Consider the following 21,513-nt stretch of genomic DNA (forward strand, 5'->3'; position numbering starts at 1 on the left):
TTCAGCCCTCTTTCTTGGCGTCGTCGGTGGGTTCGTCGCCGCCGGCTTCGGGGGCAGCCTCGTCACCGCCCTCTTCCGCCTGCGCCTGCTGGGGGTTCAGCAGGGTTTCCAGGTCCGTGGGCGTATCGGTGACCTTGGCCTGCTCCACGATCCAGTCGATGACCTGATCCTCGAGCACGTTGACCTCGAGGCTCTGCATCGCTTCCCGGTTCTGGACGTACTGCTGGATCAGCTCCTGCGGGTTGTGGTGCCCCGCCGCCATTTCCTGCAACTGGGCGCGCACGCGCTCCTGATCCACCTGGATGCCGTTGTCGGCAATGAGCTTGTTCATCACCAGACCCAGGGTCACACGCCGGCGCGCCTGATCTTCGAACAGCTCAGCGGGCAGATCCATGCTGTCGGCCTGATCGCCCATCTGCTGCTGCAGGCGCTGCTTCATCTGCTGCTGCAGCGCTTCGACCTCGCCGTCCACCAGGGCCTTGGGCAGCTCGATGTCATTGGTCTTGGCCAGCGCTTCGGTGACCTGCTCCTTGAGCTTGGCCTTCTGCGCGCGCTCGATCTCCCGCTCCAGATTCTGGCGAATCAGGTTGCGCAGTTCTTCCATGCCGCCTTCCTGGATACCCACGGCTTCCGCCAGCGCGTCATCCAGCTCGGGGTATTCCGGCACGTTGACGCTCTTGACCGTGGTCTCGAACACGGCGGTCCTGCCGGCGATGGACTCGGTGGGAAAGTTCTCGGGGAACGCATACTCGACGTTCTTGGTCTCACCGGCGCGCAGCCCCTTGAGGCCCTCCTCGAACTCCGGGGGCATCTGGTTCTGACCGATGGTCACCGGCGTGTCCTGCCCCTGGTTACCCTCGAACTCTTCGCCGTCGACGGTGCCGCGGAAGTCGATGACCACCTGGTCACCCTCTTCCGCCGCCTTGTCGGCTTCGTTGTATGTGGCACGCTGCTTACGCAGATCCTCGAGGACCTTGTCGATGTCGGCGTCGGTAACCTCGGCGGTGGGGCGCTCCACTGCGATGGTGCTGACATCGGCCACCTCGAACTCCGGCATGATCTCGAAGCTCGCCTCGAACTCGACGTCTCCCCCGGTCATGCCCTGAGTGAGATTCACGCTGGGCGCGCCGGCGGGCCGCAGCTCTTCCTGCTGCAGCGCCTCGCCGTAGGTCTGCTGAACAACTTCGTTCATGACTTCTTCGCGCACCTGGCCGCCGAAACGCTGCTGAACCACTTTCATCGGCACCTTACCGGGCCGGAAACCGTCCAGGCGTACCCGTCCGGCCATATCTTTCAGGCGTTTCTGGACCTCGTCGTCCACCCGCTGCGCCGGCACCTGGACCTTGATCTTGCGTTCCAGGCCTTCGCCCGTTTCCACTGTTACCTGCATTAAAGCCACCTCAGTTCCACAAGGCTGAACGTTGTTCAAACAATGACACCGCCGCCGGGCTGCGCGCCCGCGACGGTGTCCGGCGCCCCGCCGGGCTTGTCGGCGGAGCATGTTCTGGTGCGAGTGGCAGGACTTGAACCTGCACGGGTTGCCCCAACGGCACCTAAAGCCGCCGCGTCTACCAATTCCGCCACACTCGCTGCGATTCCGCGCCTGACCGGCTGCAGCACCCTGCTAAGGGCGCAGATTATCCAGCCCGCAACGGGTAAAACGCAAGGCAGGCGGGAGGATACCACACCAGCACCACTCGTCGCGCCGACCCCGGCTTAGTCGGCGTCCACCTCGCCCCACCCGGCCGCCACGGCATCCGGGTCCCAGCCCCCGCCCAGGGCGCGGTAGAGCGTCGCAGTGGCCACCAGGCGGTCGCGCGCCGCCTCGGTCATGGTCAATCGCGCATCGAACAGCGAGCGCCGCGCGTCGAGCACCTCCAGATACGGGACGTATCCGCCCAGATAGCGCCGTTCCGCCAGCTGCGCGACCTCGATGCGTGCAGCCACCTCGCGCTCCCGCACGGTCATGCGCTCATCGGCAGCGTTCATCAAGGTCCAGGCATCGCCCACCTCCCGGAACGCTTCCTGGATGGTGGAACGATACTGCAGCTCGGCAATCTCCCGCGCCTCCTCGACTTCTTCCACCTGGGCCTGGCGGCGCCCGAAGTCCAGTATCGGCACGGTGGCGGTGCCGATCACCTCCCACAGCGTGGAGCCACTGGTGAACAAATCCCCGGGCGTGGTTGCTGCGGTGCCAAAGATCCCGGCCAGGTTGACGCTGGGCAGCCACTCGGCGCGGGTGGCGCCGATATCTGCATTGGCGGCCACCAGGAAGGACTCCGCGGCCCGCACGTCCGGCCGGCGGACCAGCATCTCCGAGGGGAGGGTCTGCGGCAGCTCGGTGGCTGCATCAGGGAGATCGGGAAGACCGTGATCACCCAGATCATCCAGGCCACTGAGGACGGCCGCCGTATCCCCGACCAGCACGGCGAGAGCGCGACGCCGCTGCTCCGCTTCGGCGCGCAGGCCCGGCAGGCCGGCACGACTGGTCTCCAGCTCCGCCTCGGCCTGGCGCACAGCCAGTTCCGTGGAGGCGCCACTGTCCCGTCGCGAACGCTCGAGCTCCAGCGCCTCGATCAGGGACCCGATGGTGTTCTCGGTGGTGTCGATCTGTTCCTTGATGGCGCGATAGTCGAAGTAAGTGCTCGCCACATCGCTGATCACGGCCAGCCGCACGGCATCGCGGCTGTAGGCGGTTCCCAGCAGTTGGGCCCGAGCCGCTTCCTCGGCCCGGGACAGACGCCCCCAGAGATCCAGTTCGTAGCTGAGCACGCCCGCCACGGTGAACTCGGAATCGATTCCTCCCCCGGTCAGGCCGGGATCCTCTCGCTCGGCTTCCACCAGACCGTCCAGCGTCGGATACTGTTCAGCGCGTCGAAACCCCAGCACGGCCCGGGCCTGGGCCACCCGCGCCGCGGCCACACCAACCTCCAGGTTGTTCTCCAGTGCCTCGCGCACCAGCCGCTCGAGAATGGGATCCTCGTAGAGTTCCCACCAGAACGCGACATCATCGTAGTCCGGACCCATGCGCTCGGCGACCTCTTCCGGCCATTCGGCGGGCAGATCAAGGTCCGGCTGCTCGTAATCCGGCCCCACCGTACACCCGCCCAGCAAGGCCACCATCAGGGCCGCACCACACCAGTTACGCATTGGTCCTCGCTTCCTCTCCGGGCTGCCCGGCAACATCCGAAACCCCACGCAAACGCTCCGTGGCGGTGGTTATGACGTAATAGAACATGGGCACGAACAACAGGGCCAGGAAGGTGGCGCTGAGCATGCCACCGATGATGCCAATGCCGATTGCCTGCTGGCTGTTCGCCCCCGCGCCACCGGCCAGGGCCAGGGGCACGGCCCCGAGGATAAAGGACATGGCGGTCATCATGACCGGCCGGAAGCGCAACCGGGCCGCTTCCATGGCTGCCTCGAAAGGCGTCATGCCGGCACGGCGCTTGTTCAGTGCGAACTCGACGATGAGGATGGCGTTCTTGGCCGCCAGGGAGATGAGCACCAGCAACCCGATCTGGAAATAGATCCCGTTCTCCCTGCCCGTGAGCCAGATGGCCACCAGGGCGCCGAACACGGCGAACGGCACGGCCATCAGCACCGCCAGGGGCAGGCTCCAGCGTTCGTACTGCGCCGCCAGGATCAGGATCACGAACACCACCCCGAGGACGAACGCCAGCACGGAGGCCCCGGCCGCCTGGCGTTCCTGGTACTCGGCACCGGTCCAGCCCAGGAGATAGTCGTCGGAGAGCACCTGGTCGACGACCTCCTCCATGGCCCGGATGGCATCACCGGAACTATAACCCTCCGCGGGCTCGCCCATCAGGCGGGCGGCCGGAAACACGTTGAATCGTTCCACCTCGTCGGGGCCCTCGGTGCGCTGCACGGACACAAGTGTCGACAAGGGCACCAGAACACCCTCGTCCGAGCGCACATAGACCTTGTCAAGGTCCTCTGGCCGCTGCCGGAACTCCGCCTCCGCCTGCATGTGCACACGCATCACGCGACCGAAGAGATTGAAATCATTGAGATAGACCGAGCCGAAGGTGCTCTGCATGGCGTCGAACACTTCACTCAGCGCCACATCGGCGGCAAAGGCCTGCTCCCGGTCGACATCCGCCTGGTAGCGAGGCACGGAATTGGTCAGCGCCGTGCGCACACTGCTCAATTCCGGCCGCGCCCGCGCCGCTTCGATGACCTCTTCGGCCCGCGCCAGGAGTGTCTCGGTATCATCGCCGACCCGCGTCTGCAGATAGGCCTGGAAACCGCCGGTGGTGGAGATACCAGTGATCGGTGGCGGATTGAACGCAAGAATGTCCGCTTCGGGGATACGCTCACCATCCGCCGTCAGTCGGCGAATGACCGCATCGCTGCTGCTGGCTTCATCCCTGCGCTCGGACCACGGGTTCAGCGTGACGTAGGCATGGCCCGCGTAAGTCTTCATGCCATCCGACAGCAAATCCATGCCCGAGAAACTGACCACGTCGGCGACGTCGTCGTAGTCCCCTGCGGCCTGTCCCAAACGGTCCATGACATCCCGGGTGCGCTGCAGGGACGCAGCCGCCGGCAATTGCGCCGAAGCAAACACGTACCCCTGATCCTCCGCCGGGACCAACCCGCCTGGAACCACGCGAAACAGACCGGCGATGGCACCGAGCAGCACGGCGAACAGCATCAGCCCCACCACCCAGTGGCGCAGCAGGACGCCCACTCCGGTGACGTAGGCGCGGGTCAACTGATCGAACACCGCATTGAACCAGCGAAACGGAAACGCCGGCCGCGCTGGCCTGGAGCTCAGCAGCCGTGCGCACATGGCCGGGCTCAACGTGAGGGCCACGACACCGGAGATCCCTACGGAAACTGCGATGGTCACCGCGAACTGCTGATACATCTGGCCGCTGAAGCCACCGATGAAGGCCACCGGCACGAACACCGCCACGGTTACAAGCGTCATCGCGATGATGGGTGCCGCCACCTCGTCCATGCTCTCCCGGGCGGCGTCACGAGGAGAGAGGTTCTTTTCGCGAATAATGCGCTCGGTGTTCTCCAGCACAATGATCGCGTTATCCACCACGATCCCGATGGCCAGGACCAGACCGAAGAGTGTGAGCATGTTCGCGGAGAACCCGAACAAATACATGCCCGCCAACGTGCCAATCAGGGAAACAGGAACCGCGACAATGGGTACCGCTGTCGCACGCAGGGTCTGCAGGAACAGGTACACGACAGCGACCACAAGCACGATGGCCTGCAGCAAGGTCAGCAGTACTCGCTGAATGGAGGCGTCAATGAACGTGGTGGTGTCAAACGGGATGTCATACTCAAGACTGTCCGGGAAACGTGGCTCCAGGTCTTCGAGAATCTCCCGCACCCCGTGGGCAGTCTCCAGGGCGTTGGCGCCGGGCTCCAGGTACAGGCCGACAGGCACGGTCTCCTGGCCATTGTGTTCGGCGCTGAAATCGTATTGATGGGCACCGAGTTCGACCCGGGCGACATCACTCAGCCGAAGGGCGGAGCCGTCGGATCGGCTGCGCAGAATGATGTCCTCGAACTCGTCCGCCTCCGACATGCGCTCCGGCGTTGTCACCGTGTAGGTGAAATCGATCCGCTGCTCCGCGGGTTCCGCCCCGAAACGGCCGGCGGCGTACTGTTCGTTCTGCTCCTGTACGGCAGCGCGTACGTCCCCTGCGGTGACGTCGAATTCGGCCATGCGATCCGGATGCAACCAGATGCGCATGGAATAGATCTGGGCACCGAAAAACGTCTGGTCGCCAACCCCCGGTGCACGGCGAAGCTCGGCGTAGACGTTGCGCCAGACATAGTCACTGATGAAACGAGGATCAAGACTGCCGTCGGACGACGAGAAGGTGATCATCTGCAGCATGGAGGGGGCACGTTTCTCCACGCTGATGCCGCTATTGACCACCACTTCCGGAAGGCGCCCCATGGCACCCTCGACTTCATTGCTGACATTGATCGCGGCCTGGTCGGCGTCGGTCCCCACCTCGAAGGTAATGATGATTTCCATGTCGCCGTCGTCAGACGCAACGGAGCGCATGTACGCCATGTTGTCGACGCCGTCGATGGTGGCCTCGAGAGGCGCCGCAACGGTCTGGGCCACTGCCTCGGCGCTGGCGCCGGGATAACTCGCCGAAACCATCACCTTCGGCGGCAGGATGTCCGGATACTGGGTGACCGGCAGCATGCGACCGGCGGCCAGCCCCGCGAGAACGATCAGGATGGAGATGACCGACGCGAAGACCGGTCGATCAATGAAGAAACGCAGCATCACTGATCCCCGTCCGCGTCGTCATCGCCCTCATCCGGTTCTTCGTCGCCGGTCTCTTCGTCCCCGTTGTCCCCGTTGTCCTCGTCCCCGTTGTCCTCGTCCCCGTTGTCCTCGTCCCCGTTGTCCTCGTCCCCGTTGTCCTGGTCGACTTCATCCGGATCCACATCCGGCAGGGGCTCTTCCGCCGGGGGCAGAACACCGAGCACCGGGCGCTCGGGCATGTCATCTTTCGGCGACGGCTGCGGGGTGATCCGGTCCCCGTCGGAAAGCCCACCAACACCATCCACGACAATGCGCTCACCGTCCTCAAGCCCCTCGGCGACGATGAAATCGTCACCGTCCTGGAGGCCGATCTCGATCGCCCGCAGGCTGATGCGGTCCTCGTCATCCACGATGAAGACTTGATCTCCGTCCGGATCATCAAGCACTGCGGTCTGCGGGATCCGGTACCCCCAGCCGGCATGCAGGCCCGACAGGGAGAGGCGCACAAACTGCCCCGGGAGCAACTCCTCACCCGGGTTGTCGAAAACCGCGCGGGCGCGCACCGTCCCGGTTGTCTCGTCAACTGAGGCTTCCGTGAAGTCGATACGGCCTGTTTCATCGTAGGAACTGCCGTCGCGCAACGCCAGGTCCACCGATACGCCGGTTCCGGACCGGATCTGAGCACCGAAGCGATTCATGTGCGTCTCCGAGATGGAGAACTGGACGTGGATGGGGTCCAGCTGCGTCACCCGAGTCAGCAGATCGCCTGCATCCACCAACGTCCCCTCGGGGGATTCCTCCATTCCTGCAACGCCGTGCAGCGGCGAGTCCACCGAGGTGTACTCCAGATCGATCCGCATCTCCTCGAGTTCCGCTTCGGCAAGCGCGACTCCGGCCTCGGCCAGTTCCAGCTCCGACTGCGCTTCATCGCGCTCCCGAGCACTGGCGGCGTCGTCCTCGTAGAGCTCTGCCACCCGCTCCCATTCGCGTTCGGCCTGGCGCTGTTCCGCCTCGGCCCGCGCCAGATTAGCCTCGGCGCGCTGAACCTGGACTTCGTAGGGCGCGGGATCAATGCGGAACAACTCCATTCCGGGCTCCACCACGGAGCCTTCGGTATAGCGGCGTTCAGCCAGCACACCGTCCACCCGCGCCCGGATGTTCACCTCCCGGGCGCCCGCGGTCCTGCCGGTGTAGGTACGCGTGAGGGAGACGGGTTCCAGCGCCACTTCGCGCACCGGCACCTCGACGGGTGAGGGTTCCGATTCCGCTTCGGTTTCGGACTCTGATTCCGCGGAGCAGCCGGCGATCAGCAGCGCCAGTGCGGTGACCAGGAGGGCTCGGCGCCAGAACGGGGAGAACGGGGACGCGCTGTGGATCATGGGGCAACTCCTGGGATCTTGCAGTAACAGTCAGCCCGTGCCCGTAGCCGTAGCCGTAGCCAACAGCAAGGCGCAATCGGCTCGGGGACGGCACGAGTCTCTTCTCCATCGCCCCACGGTTTCACGGTGCCTTCAAAGTGGCCTCATGCTGAGTGTTGGGCGGCCTCCCCGGCACCGAAACGGTGATCCAGGTAGGCAATGATGTCGTCCGACTCGTAGAGCCAGCGGACGGAGCCGTCCTCGGCTTCTATGCGCAGGCAGGGCACTTTCACCCGGCCCCCTTCCTGCTCCAGCATCTGACGATGTTCACCGGGATGCTGCGCATTGCGCAGTTCGACATCCAGCGACAGCCGCTGCATCGCCCGGCGCACCTTGATGCAGAACGGGCAGGCCGGAAAGTGGTACAGGGCAAGTTGGCGGGTCTGCTGGTCCACGGCCTGCTGTTCCGCGGGATCGCGCTTGATTCCCCTGGGCTTGAACAGGTGGGGGCCGGCCAACATGAACGGCGTCAGAATCAGACGCACACCACGGAAGAAATAACGGATCACTATTCGCATGGCGCAGAGTGTGCCATAGACAGTGCCCGGTGTCCGTTACCATGAAACCGAGCCGCCGGCGGGGTCCTGTTCTACTCGGCCGCAGGATTGCCCGCGGACGCGGCCTTCGCTCTGCGGTAGCGCACCTCGCGTACCTTGAGCCAGACAATGGCGGCCACAACCAGTGCGGCCAGCGGCAGCATGAACACGTTCAGAAGTTCCCAGCCAAACTGGTGCAGGAGCCTGCCGGCCATCAGCGAGCCGATGGCCACCAGCGAGAAGATGATCAGATCGTTCACCCCCTGGACCTTGCCCCGCTCCGCTTCGGTGTGAATGCTCGCCAACAGGGCGCTGCCACCGACGAACAGGAAATTCCAGCCGACGCCGAGCAGCACCAGCGCCACCCAGAAGTGAGCGAAAGTCACGCCCGTGGTTGCCACCACGGCGGCCCCCGCCAGCAGCGCCGCACCCGCGAGCAACACCTGGGCGACACCGAAGCGTCCGATGAGGCTACCGGTGACAAACGAGGGCGCGAACATGCCGAGCACATGCCACTGCATGATGGTCGCCACATGCGACATCTCGAACCCCTGCTCCCGCATGGCCAGCGGCGTGGCCGTCATCACCAGGATCATCACCGCGTAACCGATGGCGCCGGCCAGGACCGCCACCAGGAACGCCGGCTGCGCCGCGATGCCCCGCATGGGGCGCTGCACGTCACCAGGCTGCGGCTCGCCGCTCGCCGGTACCCGGAGAAATGCCAGCAGGCCGACAGCGACCAACGCCAGCAGCGCAATCATCAGATACGGGCCACCGGAGGGCACCGCGGGAACCCAGTCCGCGACGATACTGGCGTTCCAGGGCCCAAGGAACGCGGCCACGACACCGCCGGCCATGACATAGGAAATGGCCCGGCTACGAAAGGACGGGCTTGCCACGTCAGCCGCCGCAAAGCGGTAGTACATGGCAAAGCCCTGATACAGGCCAAGCAGGAGGTTGCCGGCGCAGAACAGCCAGAACGATCCCTGGGCGATGGCAATGAAGCTCAGCAGCCCCCCGGCGACACCGCCGAGACTGACACCGGTAATGAACCCGGCGCGCCGCCCGACCCGCTTCATGTAGAGCGAGGCGGGGAGCGTAGAGACCAGGGTGCCGATCATCATCAGCGCGATGGGCAGGGTGGCTAGCCCCGGGTCAGGGCTGAGCTGCTGGCCGACTACCCCGCTCAGGGTCATGACCGTGATCGACGCGATCATGAACAGCGTCTGTGTGGTCACCAGAATGCCCACGTTGAGTTTCTCAAGGCGCGTTGCGCGCATGCTCTGCCTCCCGGCGATGCCCGCGATTTGCGGGTTACAGGCAACTGATTGTCCGTCGGCTACGCCATCGACTCAAGCCGGTTTCATGCGGTGCACTTGGCCTCTTCCACATGCCGCGGGAACGGCAATCCCGCCAGTAGCAGCTGGCCGTAGCGCTTGGTCAGCACGCGTTCGTCCATCAGGGTCACGGTCCCGAAGTCCTCTTCGTTGCGAATGAGCCGCCCGCACTGCTGCTTCAGCTTGATTGCGGCGGTGGGCACGGCGACTTCCATGAACGGGTTGCGCCCGCGCTTCTCAAGCCAGGCCGCGTAGGTCTTGTCCACCGGGCCGTCGGGCACGGCGAAAGGCAGCTTGGTAATGACGACGTGCCGGCAAAGCGCTCCAGGGAGATCGACGCCTTCGGCGAACGAGGCCAGTCCGAACAGCACCGAGCCTTGCCCGACCTCGATGCGCGCCCGGTGACGACGAATCACTTCGTGGTGGGAGGCGTCGCCCTGGCAGATCAGCGCATCCCCCCAGTGCTGCCGCAGCGCGTCCGCGGTGCGCTCCATCTGCCGGCGGGCGGTGAACAGCACCAGAGTGCCTTCGTCCAGGGCGACCCGGTGTGGCAGCTCCTTGATCACGGCCTCGGTGTGGGCGTCACGATCACCGGCGCTTGCCGGGAGACGGACGATGTTCAGACGGCTGATGCGCTGAAAGTCGAAGGGTGACGGAAGCAGGCGCTCGAACGCCTGCCGTGGCAGACCGAGCTCCATGCGCGTGCGGGTGAAGTCGTTGCCGGCGGCGAGTGTGGCCGAGGTCACCACGGCGCCGGCGACCCGCGACCAGAACTGGCTGTGCAGCCAGCCCGCCGCGGAGGTGGGGCAGGCATGCACGTTGACGCCGTCGCTCCCCTGGGTGGCCCAGCGTGCCACTGGCGGTGCATCGGAGGGGTCCGGTTGCGCGAACGCCCGAGCCACACCCTGAATGTTCTCGAGCTGTGTCAGCAGCGCCGCGATGCGCTCCTGGAGCTTGTTGCCCTGTGCCGCCGGAAGATCACCGCTGCTGATACGCGTCTGAGCCCCCGCCTGCAGGGTCTCGACGGCCCCGTTCAGCGCCTTCGCCGTGGAAGCCAACTGCTCGGCGGTGGCGGTCACGGCGGACGGCAGCGCTTCTCCGTCGCACAGCACGTGCAGGGTGTTGTCGCTGCGGCGCTCGCCGTGGTCCCGCAGGTGGCGGTCCATGGCCCGGGAGAAGTCGCGCAAGGCTTGATGGGCCTCGCTCCCGGTCTCGGCAAGCCTGCGCGCGGTGCGCTCCACCCGGTTCGCCGGCATTGCGGATTCAGCGACATCCCGGGCGTCGCTGGCAAGGCTGCTCAGTAGCTCCCGGGCCGCCTTGCCCTCCAGCGCGAAACTATTGTGGCCGGCGGCGACGTCCGCGAAGTTGTGCCCCTCGTCAACGATGTGCAGCGTCTCTTCCAGCGGCGGCAACAGCGCACCGCCGCCCATGGAGACATCACTGAGCACGAGACTGTGGTTGGCAATGATCACTGTCGCCTCGCGCAGGCGGCCGCGCTCGATGAAGTACGGACAGGCGTTGAACTTCGGGCACCTGTTGCCCATGCAGCGGTGCTGATCCACGGTGATGCGACGGGTCACCGGGGTGTCGATACGCTCCGGCCAGTGATCGAGATCGCCACTCCAGGTCCCGTCCTGCAGCGCGTCGTCCATGGACTGGATCACCGCAGTCACCGCCTCCGCGGACTCCGTTTCCTGGTCCGCCGCCTCAGCATCGTCATCGAACAACCCTCCCTGGGCCTGCCCCCCGAGATATTCCTCCATGCGATACGGGCAGGCATAACGGCCGCGGCCCTTGGCAATGCGGAAGGTGATATCCAGGCCAGCGGCCTCCACCAGCGCCGGGAGATCGCGGTCGACCAGCTGTTGCTGCAGGGCCACGGTGCGCGTGGACACCACCACCTTGCGCTCCCGGTGAATCGCAAGCGCAATGGCAGGAATCAGATAGGCCAGGGACTTGCCGGTGCCCGTCTGCGCCTCAACGACCCCGATGGGCTCCGGCGCGGCCTCCCCCACCAGGATCCGGGCAACATCGGCGATCATCTGGAGCTGCGCGCGGCGCGAGCGAAAACCCTCGGTTGCGGTGCGCACGTCCTCCAGGATCCTGCGCATGAGGTCGCGCTCCGCATCGGTGAGCGGCCGGGTCTCCTCGCCGGCCCCGGGGAGGCCGGAGTCGGTCATCGGGCGGCGCGTCGCGGCGGCCGGGGCACGAGGACCGGCGTGGAGGCCTTGTACGCCTCGTAGTCGGCCTGACCACCCCATTTCTCATCGGCTCGCTGCTCCAGCATGGGAATACCGCTGACCTTCACCAGCAGCCAGCAGACGAACAGTGGCGAGACCCAGCCCAGCCATTGCCACCCGGTCAGTGCCGGCGTCGCCATGACCGCGATGCCTGTCCACAGCATGATCTCGCCGAAATAATTCGGATGACGCGACCACGCCCACAGCCCCTGTCGGATAAAACGACCGTGGTTGGCAGGTTCAGCCTTGAAGACATTCTTCTGGTGATCGGCGATGGCCTCGATGGCAAAGCCACCAGCCCAGATCAACAGCCCCAGCGTGGCCCACACATCCCAGCTGGCGGATGCAGGACTGGTCACCGCGATCAGTGCGGCCAGGAGCGTCACGAAGACCCAGAGCCCCTGGAGCGTCCACGCCATCAAAAAGCGGCCCCAGTAGGGCTTGAGGTCGTCAAAGCGGCCATCCTTGCCGATGCGCTTGACGCGCAGGAACAGAAAGCTGCCCAGACGGCCGCACCAGATCAGCACCAGCGCCGTGATTACCCACCCGCGCACATCCGGACTGGCGAGACTGGCGGCCAGCAGGATGACGCTGGCATAGGTCAGCGCGCCGGCAAGATCGTAATAATGCTCGGTCTGGCGCAAGAAGGATGGCACGAACACCAGCCACTGCACTGCGAAGCCGAATAGCGCCAGCGCTGGCAGCAGGGGAAGACCGGCCACTCGGGTAGCGCCATCGTCCACCAACAGGGCCAACCCCAGCGCGAACAGGGTGGCAACCACACTGACAAGAAAGGCTGAGCTGTTGCGCACGGGACGCTCCGGTTCAATGGTTCGGAAGGAGGTATGCGTGACACTGCCACAAAAGAACCCCGCCGGCCGAACCGCTGCGGGGCTGTCGTTACAATACCTAACGGCTGACAGGTCGTTGCCCGACCAACGCCGGGATTGGAGCCGGCCCTGTCAGTTGCCGATGATTGGTGGGCCGTCTAGGACTCGAACCTAGAACCAATTGATTAAGAGTCAACTGCTCTACCAATTGAGCTAACGGCCCGGAACCGCCTTCCCGCCGGCGTCCCCAGGGGTATCGCCTGGCAGTACTGCTGTATGGGGTGGACGATGGGACTCGAACCCACGACGACTGGAATCACAATCCAGGGCTCTACCAACTGAGCTACGCCCACCATTGTCGCATTTTCCGTTTCGTGGCCGCCGAATCTGGCGCGCCCGGCAGGACTTGAACCTGCAACCCTCGGCTTAGAAGGCCGATGCTCTATCCGGTTGAGCTACGGGCGCTTCTAACCACACCTGCCGCGGCCTGCCGCCAGAGGGCTGGTCGGGGTGGAGGGATTCGAACCCCCGACTTCCTGCTCCCAAAGCAGGCGCGCTACCAGGCTGCGCCACACCCCGTCTGTCGCTGCAGCGAGCCTCGTACGGCGACCCGATCACGGAGCCGGAAATGATACGCAGCGCTACCCGTGGCGTCAATTGTTGCGCTTGTGACCGGTGAATCGCGCGTGCGAGAATTCAGCGCCTCAGGGAACGCCGAACTCCGTTCGCGCAGACCTCTGGCCGGGCCAACAACATCTCCACGGGAGTCCCCATGACCGCAGAAATCCTCGACGGCAAGGCGGCCGCATTGCGACTGCAGCAAACAGTGGGGGCGGGCGTTGCGCGACGCACCGGTGCCGGTGGCCGTCCGCCGGAGCTGGCCGTGGTGCTGGTCGGTGAGAACCCGGCCTCACAGGTCTACGTGCGCAAGAAAAGGAGCCAGTGCGAAGAGGTGGGCATCGTTTCCCACGCCCACGACCTCCCCGCCGATATCGAACAGGAGACGCTGCTGGCGCTCGTCGATGAGCTCAACGCCGCGGCGAATATCGACGGCATCCTGGTGCAGCTGCCGCTGCCTCCGCATATGGACGCGCAACAGGTGATCGACCGCATCGACCCGGCCAAGGATGTCGACGGCTTCCACCCCGTGAACATGGGCCGCCTGGCCCTGAAGCTGCCGGGGCCACGCTCCTGCACACCCCGCGGCGTCATGACGCTGCTGGAGGACGCCGGCATCGTTCTCGCCGGCAAGGATGCCGTGATCATCGGTCAGTCCAACATTGTCGGCCGCCCCATGGCCATGGAACTGCTGAATGCCCGCTGCACCGTCACCATCTGCCATAGCCGCACCCGCGACCTGGAAGCAAAAGTCCGCGGTGCGGACGTGCTGGTTGCCGCCGTCGGGCGACCCGGCTTTGTTCAGGGTGACTGGATCAAGGAAGGCGCCGTGGTGGTGGACGTCGGCATCAACCGGCTTGAGTCGGGCAAACTCGCCGGTGATGTGGACTTCGACGGCGCCCGCCAGCGCGCCGGCTGGATCACGCCGGTACCGGGCGGCGTCGGCCCGATGACCGTGGCGACCCTGCTTGCCAACACCCTGGACGCCGCTGACGCCCGCGACCCCGTCTACTGATTTCGCCAGCCGGGTTGATCGCCCTGCGGACAGTGGAGTGCTAAGGTTGTGGAAAGGCTGGCGAGCGAGGCTTCGCATGACACCCGCAATCGGCGAACGGCGGCATTTCAGCCGAATCGAGTTTGACGGCCCTGCGCAACTGCAGACCCCGGACGCCATCCGCCTGGATGTTCAGGTGGTGGACGTCTCTCTCAAGGGCGTGCTTCTGGAGCTTCCCGGCGCGGATTCTCTGTCAGTATCAGGGGCGTTCGAGCTGACCATTCCACTCAATGACGACATCCGCATCGTCATGTCCCTGGATTTCGCGCACCAGGAGGGGGCACGGGCGGGGTTCCACTGCTCGCACATCGACATGGACAGCATGGGGCACCTGCGGCGGCTGGTGGAGCTCAATCTAGGCGACTCGGAAGCGCTGCGACGGGAACTCGGCGACATGGCCGAGGATCTCTGAGCGGCTGACTCAGATCGAAAATGCCGCGTCCATCGCCTCCTGCAGGCGTTGCACCGCCACCACCTCGATACCTTTCGGCGCCTGCCGCGGGGCGTTCTTCGCCGGGATGATTGCGCGCTTGAAGCCGTGCTTCGCCGCTTCCGCCAGGCGCTCCTCGCCGTTGGGAACCGGGCGGATCTCACCGGCAAGCCCGACTTCACCGAATATCACGCAATCCATGGACAGCGGACGATCCCGGAGACTGGACAGCGCCGCCAGCAGCACCGGCAGGTCGCTGGCCGTCTCCGCAACCCGCACGCCCCCCACAACGTTCATGAACACGTCCTGATCCGCGGTCATCACGCCGCCGTGGCGGAGCAGCACCGCCAGCAGCATGGCCAGGCGATTGCCATCGAGACCCACCGCAACCCGCCGTGGACTGGGCGCCGGACTCTCCGCCACCAGCGCCTGCACTTCCACGAGCAACGGGCGACTGCCGTCGCGGGTGACCATCACGGCACTGCCGCTGACCGGCTCGGGATGACGCGACAGGAAGATGGCGGACGGGTTCTTGACCTGCTTCAACCCGGCGTCGTCCATGGCGAACACGCCCAGTTCGTTGGCAGCCCCGAAGCGGTTCTTCACCGCCCGCAGCAACCGGAAACGGCTGCCGCCCTCGCTCTCGAAGTAGAGCACCGTATCCACCATGTGCTCCAGCACTCGGGGCCCTGCCAGCTGACCGTCCTTGGTCACGTGCCCCACCAGGAACAGGCTGGTCTCCGTCTGCTTGGCGAAGCGGATCAGACGCGCCGCACTCTCGCGCACCTGGGCCACCGACCCGGGTGCCGACTGCAGCGCTTCTGTGAACACCGTCTGCACCGAGTCCACCACCAGCACCCGGGGCTTGCGCTGACGCGCGTGCTCGATGATGGCCTCGACGCAGGTCTCCGCCAGGACCTCCAGGGCATCCGCCGCCACGCCAAGGCGCTCACCACGAAGTGCGACCTGGCGCAGGGATTCCTCACCGGTGACATACAGCACCCGCTCCCTGGTGGCGAGGAAGGCGCTGGTCTGCAACAGCAGCGTGGACTTGCCGATGCCGGGATCACCGCCCAGGAGCACGCAGCCGCCGTGGACCAGCCCGCCCCCGAGAACCCGGTCCAGTTCACGCAGGCCGCTGGTAAAGCGGGCACTCTCCTCCAGGGCCACTTCGCCCAGGGTCATCACCCCGGCGTCGCCGGCATACTGGGCCGCACCCGCCTTCGGTCCAGCGGGTGCCTCCACGGTCTCCTCGAGGGTGTTCCAGGCACCACACTCGGGGCACTGGCCCGCCCACTTCGGACTCCGCGCGCCACAGGCAGTGCAGCTATACAGGGTCCGGGTACGTGCCATGGGCATCACGCTCTTCCTGGAAACGCACGCGCTGGGTCACGGTGCAGAAAAGCTCATAGGCAATGGTGCCTGCGTGACCCGCGACTTCCTCGGCCGGCAGCCCCTCGCCCCAGAGGGTCACCGGGTCGCCGATCTCTACCGGTGCCGGCACATGGCGCAGATCAATAGTGATCATGTCCATGGACACCCGCCCGATCAGCTGCGCACGACTGCCGTTGACCAGCACCGGCGTGCCACTGGGGGCATGGCGCGGATAGCCGTCGCCGTAGCCAATGGCTGCCACGGCCACCGGCATGTCCTCCGGACAGACCCAGGTACCGCCATAGCCGATGGCGTCACCGGCACGGTGGGTGTAAATGGCGTTGATGCGTGTGGACAGGGTCATGGCCGGACGCAGGGGCGCATGCGGCGGATCGGCATGATCGAAGGGCGTGGCCCCGTACAGCATGATGCCGGGGCGTACCCAGCCGGCCCGGGTGGCCGGCCAGCCCAGCAACCCGGCGGAGTTGGCAATGGAACGTTCACCGCGCAGGCCGTCGGTGACCGCGTCGAAGCAGGCAATCTGCTCCTCGGTCACGCCGGAACCGAGATCGTCGGCCTCGGCCAGATGGGTCATCATGCGCACATGCGGTGCCACCGAATTCGCCGCCACCAGCCGTTGATAAGCCGAGCGCACGTCCTCCGCGGGCAGCCCGAGTCGGTGCATTCCCGAATCCACCTTCAGCCAGACGTTCACGGGCCGCGGCAGACGCACGTTCTCGAGCACGCTGATCTGCCACTCCGAGTGCACCACCACATCCAGCCGGTAGCGGCTTGCCAGCTGCACCTCGCTGGGCTCGTATGGTCCTTCCAGCAGCACGATGGGGTGCGCCAGGCCTGCTTCGCGGAGCGGAATCGCCTCCTCGAGGCAGGTGACAGCGAAGGCGTCGGCGCCGCGCAGGGCGTAGGCGACGCGCAGCAGGCCGTGGCCGTATCCGTTCCCCTTGACCACTGCCATGACCCGGGCACCGCCGGCGGCCTGCCGCGCCACGGCCAGGTTGTGGCGCAGCGCCGAGACGCTGACTACGGCCCGAGTTTCACGGCTCACTGCCAGCCCCCACCGCCGTAGACGTCGTGGATATAGTTCTCGAACCGGGTGTACTGACCCAGGAATGTCAGCCTGCAGGTGCCGATGGGCCCGTTACGCTGCTTGCCGATAATGATCTCGGCGGTGCCCTTGTCGGGGCTGTCCTCGTTATAGACTTCATCACGGTAGATGAAGGTAATGACATCGGCGTCCTGCTCGATGGCACCGGATTCACGCAGATCCGACATCACCGGGCGCTTGTTCGGCCGCTGCTCGAGGCTGCGATTGAGCTGGGAAAGTGCCAGCACCGGCACTTCCAGTTCCTTCGCCATGGCCTTGAGACCGCGGGAGATCTGCGAAATCTCCGTGGTGCGGTTCTCGGAGAAGCCGGGCAGCTGCATCAGCTGCAGGTAGTCCACCACGATCATGGACAACCCCTGCTCACGCTTGAGTCGACGGGCCCGGGCGCGCATTTCCTGGGGTGAAAGCCCCGGGGAGTCGTCAATGAACAGCTTGGCCTCGGAGAGCAGGCTCATGGTGGACATCAGCCGCGGCCAGTCGTCGTCGTCCAGATTCCCGGTGCGGATCTTCTGCAGTTCCACCCGGCCCAGGGACGAGAGCATACGCATGGCCAGCGCGTCGCCGGGCATCTCCATACTGAAAACCGCCACCGGCTCATCCCCCTTGAGGGCTGCCTGCTCGGCGATGTTCATGGCAAATGTCGTTTTGCCCATGGAGGGCCGGGCGGCAATGATCACCAGGTCACCGGCCTGCAGGCCGGATGTCATGTGATCGAAATCGGTAAAACCGGTGGCAAGGCCGGTGACGCTGCCGTCCTGGTGATAGAGGGTATCAATGCGCTCCACCACCGTGGGCAGAATATCCCGCACGCCGGTGAAGCCTTTCTGAAAGCGTCCGCTGGTTTCGGCAATCCGGAAGATCTGTTGTTCGGCCTCCTCCAGCAGATCCTTGCTGTCGCGCCCCTCCGGCTGGAACGCCGAACTCACCACGTCCGTGCCCACGCGGATCATCTGCCGCAGGATGGAGCGCTCGCGGACGATGTCGGCATAAGCGGCGATGTTCGCCGCGCTCGGGGTCTCCGTGGCCAGGGTGCCCAGATACCCCATCCCCCCGGCGTCCTCCAGCTCGCCACTGTTGCGCAGCGCCTCGGCAAGGGTCACCACGTCCATGGGCTGCTGATGATTCGCCAGCTCGCCCAGAGCGCGGAAAATCAGGCGATGGTTGTGGCGATAGAAATCCTCTTCGCCGACGCGATCGGCCACCTGCTCCCAGGCGTCGTTATCCACCATCAGCCCGCCCAGCACCGCCTGCTCCGCTTCAACGGAGTGCGGCGGCACCTTCAGGGCGCTGACATCGAGCTGCTCGGCCGGATTCGATTCTGCCATGGCTCCCCGCAACCAAGAGGCGGACCTGCGGCGCACCTGCCCGGCACGCCACCGTGGCCCCCGCGGCGGCATCGCTCCGACAGCGTAATGACGACGCGGCAGCCCGTGACGGCGACAGCCCGGGGCGAGCGGTTGCCGTCACCGCCGGGGGTCAGGTGCCTTCGACCACCACGCGGACGTGGGTGTGCACGTCAGTGTACAGATGCACATGCACGTCGTACTCCCCGGTGACCCGGATGGGGCCTTCCGGCATCCGCACCTCGTGCTTGGCGACCTCGACACCCGCCTCGGTCGCGGCCTCGGCGATATCGCCCGGGCCCACGGAGCCGAACAGCTTGCCTTCGTCACCCGCCTTGGCGGCAATGGTGAGCGTGAGTTCGGCCACACGGTCGCGCCGGGCTTCGGCGGCGGCCTGCGCATCGGCAGCCGCCTTCTCCAGCTCGGCACGCCGCTCTTCGAAATACTTGATGTTCTCCGGCGTTGCCGGCTTGGCCTTGCCCTGGGGTACCAGGTAGTTGCGACCGTAGCCCGGCCGGACCCTGACCTGATCGCCCAGGCCACCCAGGTTATCCACTCGTTCCAGCAGAATGACTTCCATCGTTCCAACCCCGATTATCTGCGAATACCGAATCGACGCAATGCCGATTCACCCGCCGTTCCCGCGCCCCGCAGCAAGCCTGCCGCGCAGGTCGAACCAGGTATCAGCGATACCCAGCAAGGCATACAGTTTGACCAGGAACGGCAAAAAACCGTACACCGGCACCATCATCGCCCAGTGCCAGCCGTTGGCCAGCCGAAGGGCATGGGCCACGGCCAGCGCCTGTAACGTAAACAACCCCGACACCAGCAGCGACAGGTCGTAAACCAAACCGGGCCCGGTGAAGGTGGCCGCCAGCATGACCAGCAGCGCCCCCATGGCCAGCCGCCAGTCCAGCCGCAAACCATGGAATTCCTGCTGGAATCCGCCCGGATTGTACAGCAACGCCTGCCACCACCGCCCCACCAGCAGGCTCAGCATGGCCAACGACCACAACCCGAGCAGCCAGAAACCGGACAGTACCGGCAGCACCGCTTCCATGAACTCGCCACCCTGGTCGCCTTGTAGCAGCCCTTCCAGCGACCCTTGCCAGAAGGCGACCGGATCGGCCACGGCCGCGTGCCACACCAGCAGGGCCACCGCCGCCATGCCGGCCCCCGCCATGACGGTCAGCGGCAGGGAAACGGTTGCGCGCAGCACCAGGGCCAGCAGAAACACGGGCACCCAGTACTCCAGCAACCCGAGCACGGACACCAGGGGATTTGCCCCCATGGCGCCGAACAGCCCGCCCAGCGCGATGGCCGCTGCGCCCAGGGTCAAGGCCCCGTGCATCGGTCCGCGACGCAGCGTCACCAGCGCCAGAGCCGCACCACCCAACCATGCCAGCAGTGGCAGAAGCGTGGTGGCAACAATGAACAGCACCGGTTGCCACCGGCCCTGCATAATGAACGCCACGATCGGCTTCACGTCCGGCCTCCGGTCCGGCCTGCGCGGTAGATCAGTGCCGGTCCGTGTAGGGCAGCAGTGCCAGGTAGCGCGCGCGCTTGATGGCGCGGGCCAGCTGCCGCTGATACCGGGCATTGGTACCGGTGATACGGCTGGGCACGATCTTGCCTGTTTCAGTGACGTAGTTGCGGAGGGTGGCGAGATCCTTGTAATCGATCTCCTTCACGCCCTCGGCGGTAAAGCGGCAGTACTTACGGCGACGGAAAAAACGTGCCATTACTCAACTCCTTGCGTTTCCTGATGCGGTTCCGGCTGGATGCGTCTTGCGATGATCACCAGCCGCTGCTGTTCTGGACGATAGCCCGTGTGCCCGAGATGGCCGAACACGCGCACGGGATCTCCTGGCTGAAGCCCGACGGCGGAGGCCTGGAGGGCCTTGCCGCGGACATGAACGCGCACCCGGAAACGGGTCTTGCGCGTCGCCTCGCCGTCCGGCTGTTCCGAGCCGTGCTCTAGCGTGAACTGGCTCACCGTCACGCCGCCGGGCGAGGTGCGGGTCTCCGGGGTGTCCACCACCACACCTGTAATCGCGAGCCGGTTGTCCGGCCAGGGTGCAGGGGCGTCCGCCGTCATGTGCGTGTATCGACTCCCTCCGCTGCTCAGGCTTCGGCGTCGCTGTCCGCTTCTTGGGTGTCCTCGGCCTGTTCGGCGTCGTCACCATCGGCGGATTCAGCGGCGTCGTCGGACCCGGCGCCTTCAGACCGCGGCCGATCTTCACGGCGGCCACGCTCCTTGTTCTCGTCCTTTTCCTTCATCATCGGCGTCGCCTCGGTGACCGCTTCCTCGCGGGCGAGTTCGAAGTGCCGGATGACCGCATCATTGAAACGGAAGGCGGACGTCAGTTCATCAAGGGCGTCCTTGGTGCACTCGATGTTCATGAGCACATAGTGGGCCTTGATGAGCTTGCGGATGGGATAGGCAAGCTGGCGGCGGCCCCAGTCTTCGAGGCGGTGCACCTTGCCGTTGCTGCCTTCGACGATGGCGCGATAGCGCTCCGTCATGGCGGGAACCTGGTCGCTCTGGTCCGGGTGGACCATGAAGACCACTTCGTAATGTCGCATTTGTAACTCCCTATGGTTACTCGGGTAACAATCCCGGAGAAGCCTTACCCAGAGGGGAAAGGCAGGGATACCGGGCCTTGCTGGCCCTGTCTCATTCAGTGCCTTGTTTGCCCGACGGTTTCCGCCATCGGGCAAGCGCGGGAGTATAGCGCGTCAGACACTTCAATGGAAACGCCATGAGCGTGCGGCGATCTCAGCGTGCTGTTGCTGGGCGTCCGGGGGCGAAGGGGGCGCGGGCGCATAACTCGGGCTCCGCAGCTCCGCCTAACTTTCCTTCTGGCGAAGGAAAGTTTCCGTCCCTCCGGCCTGGCCGGCTTACAGCGCATCCCTGCGCTGGGCGCCGGTGG

General features: G+C 65.6%; 18 protein-coding genes and 5 tRNA genes. 2 read left to right on the plus strand and 21 right to left on the minus strand.

Features of this window, described 5'->3' with window-relative positions; all coding sequences use genetic code 11:
- Position 1 precedes the first annotated feature (1 nt).
- From tig to KU884_RS12835, 13 genes are all read right to left on the minus strand, one after another.
- Positions 2-1,390, minus strand: a complete 1,389-nt coding sequence (gene tig, locus KU884_RS12775) for a trigger factor (protein ID WP_167782985.1) — start codon at positions 1,388-1,390, stop codon at positions 2-4.
- 115 nt (positions 1,391-1,505) lie between these two features.
- A tRNA-Leu gene (locus tag KU884_RS12780) sits at positions 1,506-1,590 on the minus strand.
- Positions 1,591-1,716: 126 nt separating this feature from the next.
- Positions 1,717-3,150, minus strand: coding sequence for an efflux transporter outer membrane subunit (locus KU884_RS12785; protein ID WP_167782986.1), 1,434 nt, complete (start codon positions 3,148-3,150; stop codon positions 1,717-1,719).
- Entirely contained in the window at positions 3,143-6,292 is a 3,150-nt protein-coding gene (locus KU884_RS12790) for an efflux RND transporter permease subunit (RefSeq protein WP_167782987.1), read from the minus strand. Before KU884_RS12790 ends, KU884_RS12785 begins: the two co-directional genes overlap by 8 nt.
- Positions 6,292-7,653, minus strand: coding sequence for an efflux RND transporter periplasmic adaptor subunit (locus KU884_RS12795; RefSeq protein ID WP_217351364.1), 1,362 nt, complete (start codon positions 7,651-7,653; stop codon positions 6,292-6,294). Before KU884_RS12795 ends, KU884_RS12790 begins: the two co-directional genes overlap by 1 nt.
- 143 nt (positions 7,654-7,796) lie before the next feature.
- A complete protein-coding gene (locus KU884_RS12800; RefSeq protein ID WP_167782988.1) occupies positions 7,797-8,210 on the minus strand; it encodes a glutathione S-transferase N-terminal domain-containing protein in 414 nt (137 codons plus the stop codon).
- Positions 8,211-8,281: 71 nt separating this feature from the next.
- Positions 8,282-9,508 carry an MFS transporter gene (locus KU884_RS12805; protein WP_167782989.1) on the minus strand — a complete coding sequence of 409 codons (1,227 nt, stop codon included), beginning with the start codon at positions 9,506-9,508 and terminating at the stop codon, positions 8,282-8,284.
- An 83-nt stretch (positions 9,509-9,591) separates the two neighbouring features.
- Positions 9,592-11,745, minus strand: coding sequence for an ATP-dependent DNA helicase DinG (dinG, locus tag KU884_RS12810; protein ID WP_167782990.1), 2,154 nt, complete (start codon positions 11,743-11,745; stop codon positions 9,592-9,594).
- Entirely contained in the window at positions 11,742-12,617 is an 876-nt protein-coding gene (locus tag KU884_RS12815; protein WP_167782991.1) for a DUF1295 domain-containing protein, read from the minus strand. Before KU884_RS12815 ends, dinG begins: the two co-directional genes overlap by 4 nt.
- 165 nt (positions 12,618-12,782) lie before the next feature.
- Positions 12,783-12,858, minus strand: a tRNA-Lys gene (locus KU884_RS12820).
- Positions 12,859-12,912: 54 nt separating this feature from the next.
- Positions 12,913-12,988, minus strand: a tRNA-His gene (locus KU884_RS12825).
- 35 nt (positions 12,989-13,023) lie between these two features.
- Positions 13,024-13,100 (minus strand) — tRNA-Arg (locus KU884_RS12830).
- A gap of 37 nt (positions 13,101-13,137) precedes the next feature.
- A tRNA-Pro gene (locus KU884_RS12835) sits at positions 13,138-13,214 on the minus strand.
- Positions 13,215-13,407: 193 nt separating this feature from the next.
- Between KU884_RS12835 and folD the strand changes: the two genes are divergently transcribed.
- Together folD and KU884_RS12845 are read left to right on the plus strand one after the other, a co-directional pair.
- Positions 13,408-14,268 (plus strand): bifunctional methylenetetrahydrofolate dehydrogenase/methenyltetrahydrofolate cyclohydrolase FolD, encoded by an 861-nt coding sequence (gene folD, locus KU884_RS12840; protein ID WP_167782992.1) that lies wholly within the window; start codon positions 13,408-13,410, stop codon positions 14,266-14,268.
- Positions 14,269-14,344: 76 nt separating this feature from the next.
- A complete protein-coding gene (locus tag KU884_RS12845) occupies positions 14,345-14,719 on the plus strand; it encodes a PilZ domain-containing protein (protein ID WP_167782993.1) in 375 nt (124 codons plus the stop codon).
- A gap of 9 nt (positions 14,720-14,728) precedes the next feature.
- Here the strand turns inward: KU884_RS12845 and radA are convergent, their stop codons facing one another.
- From radA to rpsF, 8 genes are all read right to left on the minus strand, one after another.
- Positions 14,729-16,090: a DNA repair protein RadA gene (gene radA, locus KU884_RS12850; RefSeq protein ID WP_167782994.1), complete on the minus strand. Its 1,362-nt coding sequence runs from the start codon at positions 16,088-16,090 to the stop codon at positions 14,729-14,731.
- Positions 16,065-17,177, minus strand: coding sequence for an alanine racemase (gene alr, locus KU884_RS12855; RefSeq protein WP_167782995.1), 1,113 nt, complete (start codon positions 17,175-17,177; stop codon positions 16,065-16,067). Before alr ends, radA begins: the two co-directional genes overlap by 26 nt.
- Complete coding sequence (dnaB, locus tag KU884_RS12860; RefSeq protein ID WP_167782996.1) at positions 17,174-18,562, minus strand: replicative DNA helicase; 1,389 nt, start codon at positions 18,560-18,562, stop codon at positions 17,174-17,176. Before dnaB ends, alr begins: the two co-directional genes overlap by 4 nt.
- A gap of 151 nt (positions 18,563-18,713) precedes the next feature.
- Positions 18,714-19,160, minus strand: coding sequence for a 50S ribosomal protein L9 (rplI, locus tag KU884_RS12865; protein ID WP_167782997.1), 447 nt, complete (start codon positions 19,158-19,160; stop codon positions 18,714-18,716).
- A 48-nt stretch (positions 19,161-19,208) separates the two neighbouring features.
- Positions 19,209-20,066: a hypothetical protein gene (locus KU884_RS12870; protein ID WP_167782998.1), complete on the minus strand. Its 858-nt coding sequence runs from the start codon at positions 20,064-20,066 to the stop codon at positions 19,209-19,211.
- Between the two features lie 31 nt (positions 20,067-20,097).
- Complete coding sequence (gene rpsR / locus KU884_RS12875) at positions 20,098-20,322, minus strand: 30S ribosomal protein S18 (RefSeq protein ID WP_167782999.1); 225 nt, start codon at positions 20,320-20,322, stop codon at positions 20,098-20,100.
- The gene (locus tag KU884_RS12880) at positions 20,322-20,678 is read right to left on the minus strand and encodes a single-stranded DNA-binding protein (protein WP_167783000.1); all 357 of its coding nucleotides are present in this window, start codon (positions 20,676-20,678) and stop codon (positions 20,322-20,324) included. Before KU884_RS12880 ends, rpsR begins: the two co-directional genes overlap by 1 nt.
- A 26-nt stretch (positions 20,679-20,704) precedes the next feature.
- Positions 20,705-21,166: a 30S ribosomal protein S6 gene (rpsF, locus tag KU884_RS12885; protein WP_167783001.1), complete on the minus strand. Its 462-nt coding sequence runs from the start codon at positions 21,164-21,166 to the stop codon at positions 20,705-20,707.
- Between the last annotated feature and the right edge of the window lie 347 nt (positions 21,167-21,513).

Source organism: Aquisalimonas sp. 2447, assembly GCF_012044895.1.
Lineage (GTDB): Bacteria > Pseudomonadota > Gammaproteobacteria > Nitrococcales > Aquisalimonadaceae > Aquisalimonas.

Excerpts from the sequence above, each read along its gene's own strand:
- tig (WP_167782985.1), bottom strand. The coding sequence starts at position 1,390 with ATGCAGGTAACAGTGGAAACGGGCGAAGGCCTGGAACGCAAGATCAAG.
- KU884_RS12790 (WP_167782987.1), bottom strand. The coding sequence starts at position 6,292 with ATGCTGCGTTTCTTCATTGATCGACCGGTCTTCGCGTCGGTCATCTCC.
- rplI (WP_167782997.1), bottom strand. The coding sequence starts at position 19,160 with ATGGAAGTCATTCTGCTGGAACGAGTGGATAACCTGGGTGGCCTGGGC.
- rpsF (WP_167783001.1), bottom strand. The coding sequence starts at position 21,166 with ATGCGACATTACGAAGTGGTCTTCATGGTCCACCCGGACCAGAGCGAC.
- KU884_RS12805 (WP_167782989.1), bottom strand. The coding sequence starts at position 9,508 with ATGCGCGCAACGCGCCTTGAGAAACTCAACGTGGGCATTCTGGTGACC.
- dnaB (WP_167782996.1), bottom strand. The coding sequence starts at position 18,562 with ATGGCAGAATCGAATCCGGCCGAGCAGCTCGATGTCAGCGCCCTGAAG.
- KU884_RS12880 (WP_167783000.1), bottom strand. The coding sequence starts at position 20,678 with ATGACGGCGGACGCCCCTGCACCCTGGCCGGACAACCGGCTCGCGATT.
- rpsR (WP_167782999.1), bottom strand. The coding sequence starts at position 20,322 with ATGGCACGTTTTTTCCGTCGCCGTAAGTACTGCCGCTTTACCGCCGAG.
- KU884_RS12800 (WP_167782988.1), bottom strand. The coding sequence starts at position 8,210 with ATGCGAATAGTGATCCGTTATTTCTTCCGTGGTGTGCGTCTGATTCTG.
- dinG (WP_167782990.1), bottom strand. The coding sequence starts at position 11,745 with ATGACCGACTCCGGCCTCCCCGGGGCCGGCGAGGAGACCCGGCCGCTC.
- KU884_RS12785 (WP_167782986.1), bottom strand. The coding sequence starts at position 3,150 with ATGCGTAACTGGTGTGGTGCGGCCCTGATGGTGGCCTTGCTGGGCGGG.
- folD (WP_167782992.1), top strand. The coding sequence starts at position 13,408 with ATGACCGCAGAAATCCTCGACGGCAAGGCGGCCGCATTGCGACTGCAG.
- radA (WP_167782994.1), bottom strand. The coding sequence starts at position 16,090 with ATGGCACGTACCCGGACCCTGTATAGCTGCACTGCCTGTGGCGCGCGG.
- KU884_RS12845 (WP_167782993.1), top strand. The coding sequence starts at position 14,345 with ATGACACCCGCAATCGGCGAACGGCGGCATTTCAGCCGAATCGAGTTT.
- KU884_RS12795 (WP_217351364.1), bottom strand. The coding sequence starts at position 7,653 with ATGATCCACAGCGCGTCCCCGTTCTCCCCGTTCTGGCGCCGAGCCCTC.